This is a genomic window from Nocardiopsis oceani (assembly GCF_054777395.1).
The window spans coordinates 23,038-29,943 of the sequence record NZ_BAAHAR010000064.1 but is presented as its reverse complement, the minus strand read 5'-3'; the positions used below and the strand labels follow the sequence as shown (position 1 = coordinate 29,943).

Genomic DNA, 6,906 nt, shown 5'->3' with positions numbered 1-6,906 from the left:
GGGGTCCTGGTGAGCACGCCGAGGAGATCCAGCGTGAGCTCAAGGCCCACGAGGTGGACTATGACCCCGAGAGGCTGCACGTGTCGGCTTCGGAGCGGATGTATGACGCGTTCATGAACCTGGTCCGGTCCGCCTCCCACCCCACCGGGAACGAGGGCGCAGAGGGCGCCGAGAACAGCGGGGACGCTGAGGGTGCCCAGGGTGCTGGGGAGGGCAAGGGCGGCACGGGTCGCAAGCGTGCTGCGGTGGCGATGATCAACATCATGGTGCCCCTGCCCACCTTCCTCGGCCTCCAAGGCGAGGCCGGGGGTGCGGGTCCGGCCACCACGCAGGATGGGCAGGTGGTCTCCATGGCCGCGATCCGTGCCCTGGCCCCCAACAGTGTGCTGCGCCGGATGATCACCTCCCCCAAGGGCGACCGGGTGTTGGACGTGGGCCGCACCCAGCGCAACGCCACGGGTGCTCTGCGGGATGCGGGGATGTTCGGTCACACCACCTGCGCCTGGTACCAGGGGTGCAACACCCCGGCCAGCGACTCGGAGGCCGATCACAAGAGGAGCTTCTCGGCCGGCGGGTCCACGAGCGCGGACAATATTCAGCCGCTGTGCTCGGACCACAACCGGTTGAAGTATCGCCGGGAGACCAATCCGGAGCAGTCCGTCTGGCAGGGCCGCCCCTCCCACCGCAACCGGGGAAGTACCAACAAGGGGGAGGGTAAGGACCCGGACGGGGACCCCGACCCAGCCTCCACGCCCATCCCGACATCTGAGGAGCGGTAACCCGCTCGCCAAGGCCCTACCGGCCCACGCCCCCACGCCCCGATGCCCTGGAGCCCTCCTGAGGGGTTCGCCGCGCACATTGACCGGCCGCGACACCCTTAACCGGTGTGCTCCGGCGCAGGGGCCCACCCGGCCGCAGGCCGCGCTGTTCGGGGTCCGCCGCACACCATGACCGGCCGCGACACCCGACCCGTCAACGCTCCGGCGGCGTGGCAGGCATCGGCCCCCAGGCCGACCGGGGTTACCCGGCCGAAGGCCGGGACCGCTCAGACCTCAACCACCCGTCCCCCTTTCCCGATAGCCGCCAACCCGCCGTCGTAGCGAAGCGGGTCAAGGTGGAGCGCCAATGACGCGCGAAGCGCTCGATGGCGTCGACCTTGAGGCGCGTAGCGGAGACGGCAACAATCGGGCGGCGGGAAAGGAGGGAACCCCAACCCGGAGCGGGAACCCCGAGCACCCGAAGAGCAGGCACCCCAACGGAGCAACCCCGACTGCCCGAAGACTGCAGCCCGACGAGGAGCGCCCCAAACAACGATGTGGGGGCTTAGACCTGGTCGGTGCGGGACGCGGTGAGCAGGGATGTCATCTCCGATCCGGGGAAGAGCAGGTGCCCGGTCTGTCGGTCGTGGATGTCGCCTGCGGCGGAGGGAGGCCGTGGATGTCGCCTGCGGCGGAGGTTCGGCAACTCTGTCCACAGGCTGTGGACGGTGCCCGGGGGCACAGAACGCCCCGGCCGGCAACAGCTCCGGCCGGGGCGTCACAAAGGTGGTGTCACACGCCTGGTGTCACACGCCTGGTGTCACACGCCTGGTTTCACAGCAGGGGCACTACAGGATGATCCGCATGGGCTCCTCGAGGATCTCCGCGAGCTCCTTCAGGAAAGCGGCACCCACGGCACCGTCGACCGCGCGGTGGTCCACCGACAGCTCCAGGGCGATGCGGTTGCGCACCGACACCTCGCCGTCGACGACCACGGGCTCCTGGCGCATCGCGCCGACCGCGAGGATGGCGGCCTCCGGCGGGTTGATCACCGCGGAGAAGCTGTCGATACCGAACATGCCCAGGTTGGACACGCTGAACGTGCCACCGCTCATCTCCTGCGGCTTGAGCTTGTTGTCCCGGGCCTTGCCCGCCATCTCACGCGTGCGCGAGGAGATGTCGGTCAGCGTCGCCTTGTCGGTGTCGTGCAGCACCGGCACGACCAGCCCGGCGTCCACGGCGACGGCCACGCCGACGTTGATCCGGTTGTGCTGGACCAGGTTGTCGTTCACCCAGGAGGTGTTGACCGCCGGGTGCAGCTTCAGCGCGGTGGCACAGCCCTTCACGATCAGGTCGTTGAAGCTGACCTTCTCGCCCGTGCTGGCCAGCTGCTCGTTGATCTGGCCGCGGAAGGCCTTGAGGGCCTCGGCGTCGATCGTGCGGCGCAGGTAGAAGTGCGGGACCGTCTGCTTGCTCTCGGTCAGACGGCGCGCGATCACCTTGCGCACATTGCTGGTCTTGAGCTCTTCGGAGTCGCGGCCGTCGTCGAAGGACTGCGCGGCGGGCGCCGGTGCGGACTCGGCCGGGGCGCTCGTGTCGGGCGCCGGAGCGGACTCGGCCGCGGAACCGTCCTTGGCGGCGGCCTCGATGTCGGCGCGCACGATCCGGCCCTTGGGACCCGAACCCTTGATCTTCGTGATGTCCAGGCCGTACTCCTTGGCCAGCCGACGGGCCAGCGGAGAGGTACGGGGACGCTCGGCGGGACCGTCGCCGCCGCTCGCGGGGGAGGGGGCGGGCTCCTCGGCCTTAGCCTCCTGCTCGGGAGCCTCCTGCTCTGGCTCTTCCGGCTTCGGCTCCTCGGTCTTCTCGGCGGCCGGGGCCGCGGGGGCACCCGACTCCTCGGGAACTGCGTCCGGGGAGTCGCCGATCAGGCCGATGACCTCGCCGATCGGCACGGTGTCGCCCTCGGACACGTTCTGCTTGACCAGGTAACCGTCCTCGTAGGCCTCGTACTCCATGACGGCCTTGTCGGTCTCGATCTCGACCAGCACGTCACCGGAGGCGACCTTGTCCCCCACCTTCTTGACCCAGGTGGAGATGACGCCTTCCTCCATGGTGTCGGAGAGGCGCGGCATGTGGATCTCGCTCATTGAAACTCCCTCTACCCGACCCGTTTGCCGACGGCGCTCAGGGTCTCCTTGATCGCGGTGCTGATCGACTCGACCGACGGCAGGGCGGCGGTCTCCAGCGGCTTGGCGTAGGGCATGGGCACCTCGGCCATGGCCACCCGGCGGACGGGGGCGTCCAGGTAGTCGAAGGCCCCCTCCTGGATCGAGGCGGCGATCTCCGCGCCGATCCCGTAGGTGAGCCAGTCGTCCTCGCAGATCACCGCGGCACCGGTCTTCTTGACCGAGTCCACGAAGGTCTGGCGGTCGAGGGGACGCAGGCTGCGCAGGTCCACGACCTCGACGCTGATGTCCTCTTCGGCCAGCTTCTCGGCGACCTGGTTCGCGACCGTGGCCATCCGGGAGTAACCGATCAGGGTGATGTCGGAGCCCTCACGGCTCACGCCCGCGCGGCCGATGGTGGCGACGTTGTCGTTCTCCGCCTGGGCGTAGTCCTCAGGGACCTCGCCCTTGGTGTTGTACAGACCCAGGTTCTCCAGGAACAGGACCGGGTCGTCGTCGCGGATCGCCGCGCGCAGCATCGAGGAGGCCTCGGCCGGGGTGCTGGGAGCCATCACCTTGAGGCCGGGGATGAAGGAGTAGAACAGCTCGATGTTCTGCGAGTGCGTCGCACCGAGCTGCTGGCCACCGCCGCCGGGCGTGCGGATGACCATGGGAACGCTGGTCTGGCCGCCGAACATGCCGTAGATCTTGGCGGCGTGGTTGATGATCTGGTCGATGGCGATCAGGGAGAAGTTGATCGTCATCAGCTCGACGACCGGGCGTAGGCCCAGCATGGCGGCGCCGACGGCCGCGCCGACGAAGCCTTCCTCGGCGATCGGAGTGTCCTTGACGCGCCGCGGGCCGAACTCCTTGAGGAGGCCCTCGGTGATCTTGTAGGAGCCCTCGAAGACACCGATCTCCTCGCCGATCACGAGGACGTCGTCGTCGCGCACCATCTCGGCGCGCAGGGTGTCCCGCAGAGCCTGGCGGTATGTGATCACAGACATGTGCTCGTTCCTTCTCTACTCTGCGAACACCGGGTCGGCGGGCATGCGCCGCGACTCGTTGGCCACCGGGGAGGCGTACGTGTAGTCGAACAGCGTCGACACGTCCGGCTTCGGGCTGTTCTCGGCGAAGTCCGCGGCCTCGGCGACCTCGGCCTTGACCGAGGCGGCGATCTCGTCCCGCAGGTCGTCGGTGAGGATGCCGGCCTTGGTCAGCTGGGCACCGAAGATCGTGAGCGGGTCGTTCTCCTCGGCGCGGGCCTCGTCCTTCTGCTCCTGCGTGCGGTACTTGGCCGGGTCGACCACAGAGTGGCCCTTCATCCGGTAGCTCCACGCCTCCAGGAGGAACGGCGTCTGCTCTTCGCGGGCGCGCTCGATCAGCTTGGTGGCGGTGTCGCGGACGGCCAGGACGTCGCGGCCGTCCACGCGCTCGCCCTCGATGCGGAAGGCGGAGCCGCGCTTGTACAGCTCGGGCTCGGCGGAGGACATGTCCACGGTGGTGCCCATGCCGGTGAAGTTGTTGATCACCACGAAGACGATCGGCAGGTTCCACAGCTTGGCGATGTTGAGGGACTCGTGCCAGGCGCCGATGTTGGTGGTGCCGTCGCCCATCTGGCACATGACGACCTCGTCGCCGCCGCGGTAGGAGACGGCGAGCGCGGCGCCGGTGGCCAGCGGGAGCTGCCCGCCGACGATGCCGTAGCCGCCGAGCATGCGGGTCTCGGTGTCGTACATGTGCATGGAGCCGCCCCAGCCCTTGGCGACGCCGTCCACGCGCCCGTAGAGCTCGGCCATGACGTTCTTGGGGTCCATGCCCTTGCCGATCGCGTACCCGTGGTCACGGTAGTTCGTGAACAGGTAGTCGCGCTGCTGGAGGGCGGTCATCAGACCGACGACGGTGGCTTCCTCGCCGAGGTTGAGGTGGCAGTAACCGCCGATGCGGGCCTGGGTGTAGGCCTGTCCGGTGCGCTCTTCGAAGCGGCGGATGAAGAGCATCTGGCGGTAGTAGTCGAGGAGGGTGTCCGGCTTCTCGTTGCCGAGACCCGTGTTGTCCTTGCGGCTTCGGCGCCGGGACCCGGAGGACCGGGCGCTGCCGCCCTTCGGCTTGGCCGTGTCAGCCATGTTGTGCCTTTCTACGTGCGAGAAGGCCTGCCCTTCCGGCCTGTGGGCCGGATGGCGTGGCCGACCCGGAACCCGCTGTCGGGCGTGCTCCGGGCGTGTGCCGCCGCCGGGCTCATCGGCGGCGACACCGTGGCTGTTCGGGGCGCGTCCGGTCGTGCCGTGGCTGGGCCCGGTTGCGGACGCGAAGCGAGTCGGGTCGCGTGTGCAGTTGTCGCGCTGAAACCCTTGACGGCATTGCTTCCCGGTCTGGAGTGCCGTAAGCATCAGCCGAGAGGCCGTCCGGGTTCGTTCACCGGCCGGATGAACGACCCCGAACCACCAGGGGGTGTGCGCGGATGTGACGTGCGTCGCGCACACTCTACGGTCTGATCGATGATCGATCAATACAACTTTAGGCCAGATGCCCGATATTTGGTGCATAGGCCCAGGTGTAGCCGGGGAACTCGGCTGGCCGCCGCTGGTTGCTGCCCTTAGTTGCCGCCCTCGTGTGTCTTGAGCGCGGCCTCGACGTAGTTCATGACGTGGTCGCTGAGCATCTGGCCGACCGCCGGATCCCCCTCGCGGAAGGCCCGCGTGATCTGCTGGTGATCGGCGGCCTTGGCGTGCAGCTCCATGTTGAGCCAGCGCACGGACAGAGCCGTCCACACCTCGACACCCAGCGACTCCCACGTGTGCAGAAGCACACTGTTGTCCGCGGCGCGGACGACCTCCCGGTGGAACTCCACGCTGTGCCGGATCTGCTCGGTGACGTCGCCCTGGGCCGTGGCGCGGTGCAGGGCCTCCACCTCGCGCTCCAGACGCGAGGGGTCGGTTTCCAGGCGGGGCGCGGCCAACTGCGCGGCCACCAGCTCTAGACCGGCGCGCACGGGGTAGATCTCCGCCATGTCCTGGACACCGAAGGCCCTGACCCTGGCTCCCTTGTTCGGCACCGTCTCGATGAGGCGCAGAGTCTCCAGTTCGCGCAGAGCCTCGCGGACCGGCGCCTGGCTGACGTTGAGCTCCGTCGCGACCCTGCGCTCCACGATGCGCTCGCCGGGCTGCCAGCGCCCGGACAGGAGGCCCTCGACCAGTACCTGCCGGATCTGCTCCCTCAGTGGCTCGCGGGCCAACTTAGAGGGGTCATCCGGCAACTGTGGGAGGTCGACCATCCAGGGCCCTTCCGTTTCTCGACCCGTGCGCGACCAGCACACGGGGCGACATGCTCCAACTTCTGACAAGCTCCTTGAAGACTGCCACACATGCGCGGGTCGGCCGGACGGCCGGCCTCGAACGGCTAACGGAAGCCTCACGAACCGGTCGCGCACGGCTGTATCAGAAGGACTCGCTGGAGCGGCTTCCGGCAAAGTCCGAGGTGGAAGAGTCACACTTGACTGGGCATACCACTCATAAGGGGGAGTGTCCGGGTAGGCTCGCATGTTGGCAACAAGCCACCCAAAGCCGTACGGGGCGTTATCCACGTCACGGTGATGGGCCAACTGCAGCGCACTGACCCGCGCTGAGACAACAACAGACGCGGTCACAGACCGCCAACGCAGACGCCACCGTCGACCAGTTCCGTTTCCCGGATGTCGATCCTGCACGGCGACCGGTCACGGCCAGCGTGAACCAGTCCGAAGGATCGACCGTCGAACCGAGTGCGGGGACACAGCCCCGACAAGCCACCCGGTGTCGGCCCCGAGGGGCCAGGAACAGTCCCAACAACCGCGGCTAGCCCGTCCCCCCACGCCTCAGCAGTGCCACAGGCAAGCCCACAACGTGTGAGACAGCACTGAGCACATGACGCATTCTTCCCGGACCCGGCGCTCGAGGTCCAGACAGACGCCACAGGAGCCGGAGCGGCGCAAGCCCGAACCC

5 protein-coding genes are annotated in these 6,906 nt (G+C 68.2%); 1 reads left to right on the top strand and 4 read right to left on the bottom strand.

The genetic code is table 11. The annotated features are described in order from the left end of the window. The coding region (locus ACYVDG_RS29630; RefSeq protein ID WP_460761897.1) for an HNH endonuclease signature motif containing protein at positions 1 to 779 on the top strand (779 nt) is incomplete at its 5' end. Positions 780 to 1,606: 827 nt separating this feature from the next. Here ACYVDG_RS29630 and ACYVDG_RS29625 read toward each other — a convergent pair. The 4 genes from ACYVDG_RS29625 to ACYVDG_RS29610 all read right to left on the bottom strand — a co-directional run bounded on the left by ACYVDG_RS29625 (position 1,607) and on the right by ACYVDG_RS29610 (position 6,200). After that, positions 1,607 to 2,908 carry a dihydrolipoamide acetyltransferase family protein gene (locus ACYVDG_RS29625; RefSeq protein ID WP_460761891.1) on the bottom strand — a complete coding sequence of 434 codons (1,302 nt, stop codon included), beginning with the start codon at positions 2,906 to 2,908 and terminating at the stop codon, positions 1,607 to 1,609. Between the two features lie 11 nt (positions 2,909 to 2,919). After that, the gene (locus tag ACYVDG_RS29620) at positions 2,920 to 3,933 is read right to left on the bottom strand and encodes an alpha-ketoacid dehydrogenase subunit beta (protein ID WP_460761887.1); all 1,014 of its coding nucleotides are present in this window, start codon (positions 3,931 to 3,933) and stop codon (positions 2,920 to 2,922) included. A gap of 15 nt (positions 3,934 to 3,948) precedes the next feature. Next, complete coding sequence (gene pdhA / locus ACYVDG_RS29615; RefSeq protein WP_460761884.1) at positions 3,949 to 5,052, bottom strand: pyruvate dehydrogenase (acetyl-transferring) E1 component subunit alpha; 1,104 nt, start codon at positions 5,050 to 5,052, stop codon at positions 3,949 to 3,951. Positions 5,053 to 5,522: 470 nt separating this feature from the next. Then, positions 5,523 to 6,200 carry a GntR family transcriptional regulator gene (locus ACYVDG_RS29610; protein WP_460761879.1) on the bottom strand — a complete coding sequence of 226 codons (678 nt, stop codon included), beginning with the start codon at positions 6,198 to 6,200 and terminating at the stop codon, positions 5,523 to 5,525. Positions 6,201 to 6,906 lie beyond the last annotated feature (706 nt).

Bases quoted from the DNA above. Each gene is read 5' to 3' on its own strand.
- ACYVDG_RS29625 (WP_460761891.1), bottom strand. From the start codon at position 2,908: ATGAGCGAGATCCACATGCCGCGCCTCTCCGACACCATGGAGGAAGGC.
- ACYVDG_RS29620 (WP_460761887.1), bottom strand. From the start codon at position 3,933: ATGTCTGTGATCACATACCGCCAGGCTCTGCGGGACACCCTGCGCGCC.
- pdhA (WP_460761884.1), bottom strand. From the start codon at position 5,052: ATGGCTGACACGGCCAAGCCGAAGGGCGGCAGCGCCCGGTCCTCCGGG.
- ACYVDG_RS29610 (WP_460761879.1), bottom strand. From the start codon at position 6,200: ATGGTCGACCTCCCACAGTTGCCGGATGACCCCTCTAAGTTGGCCCGC.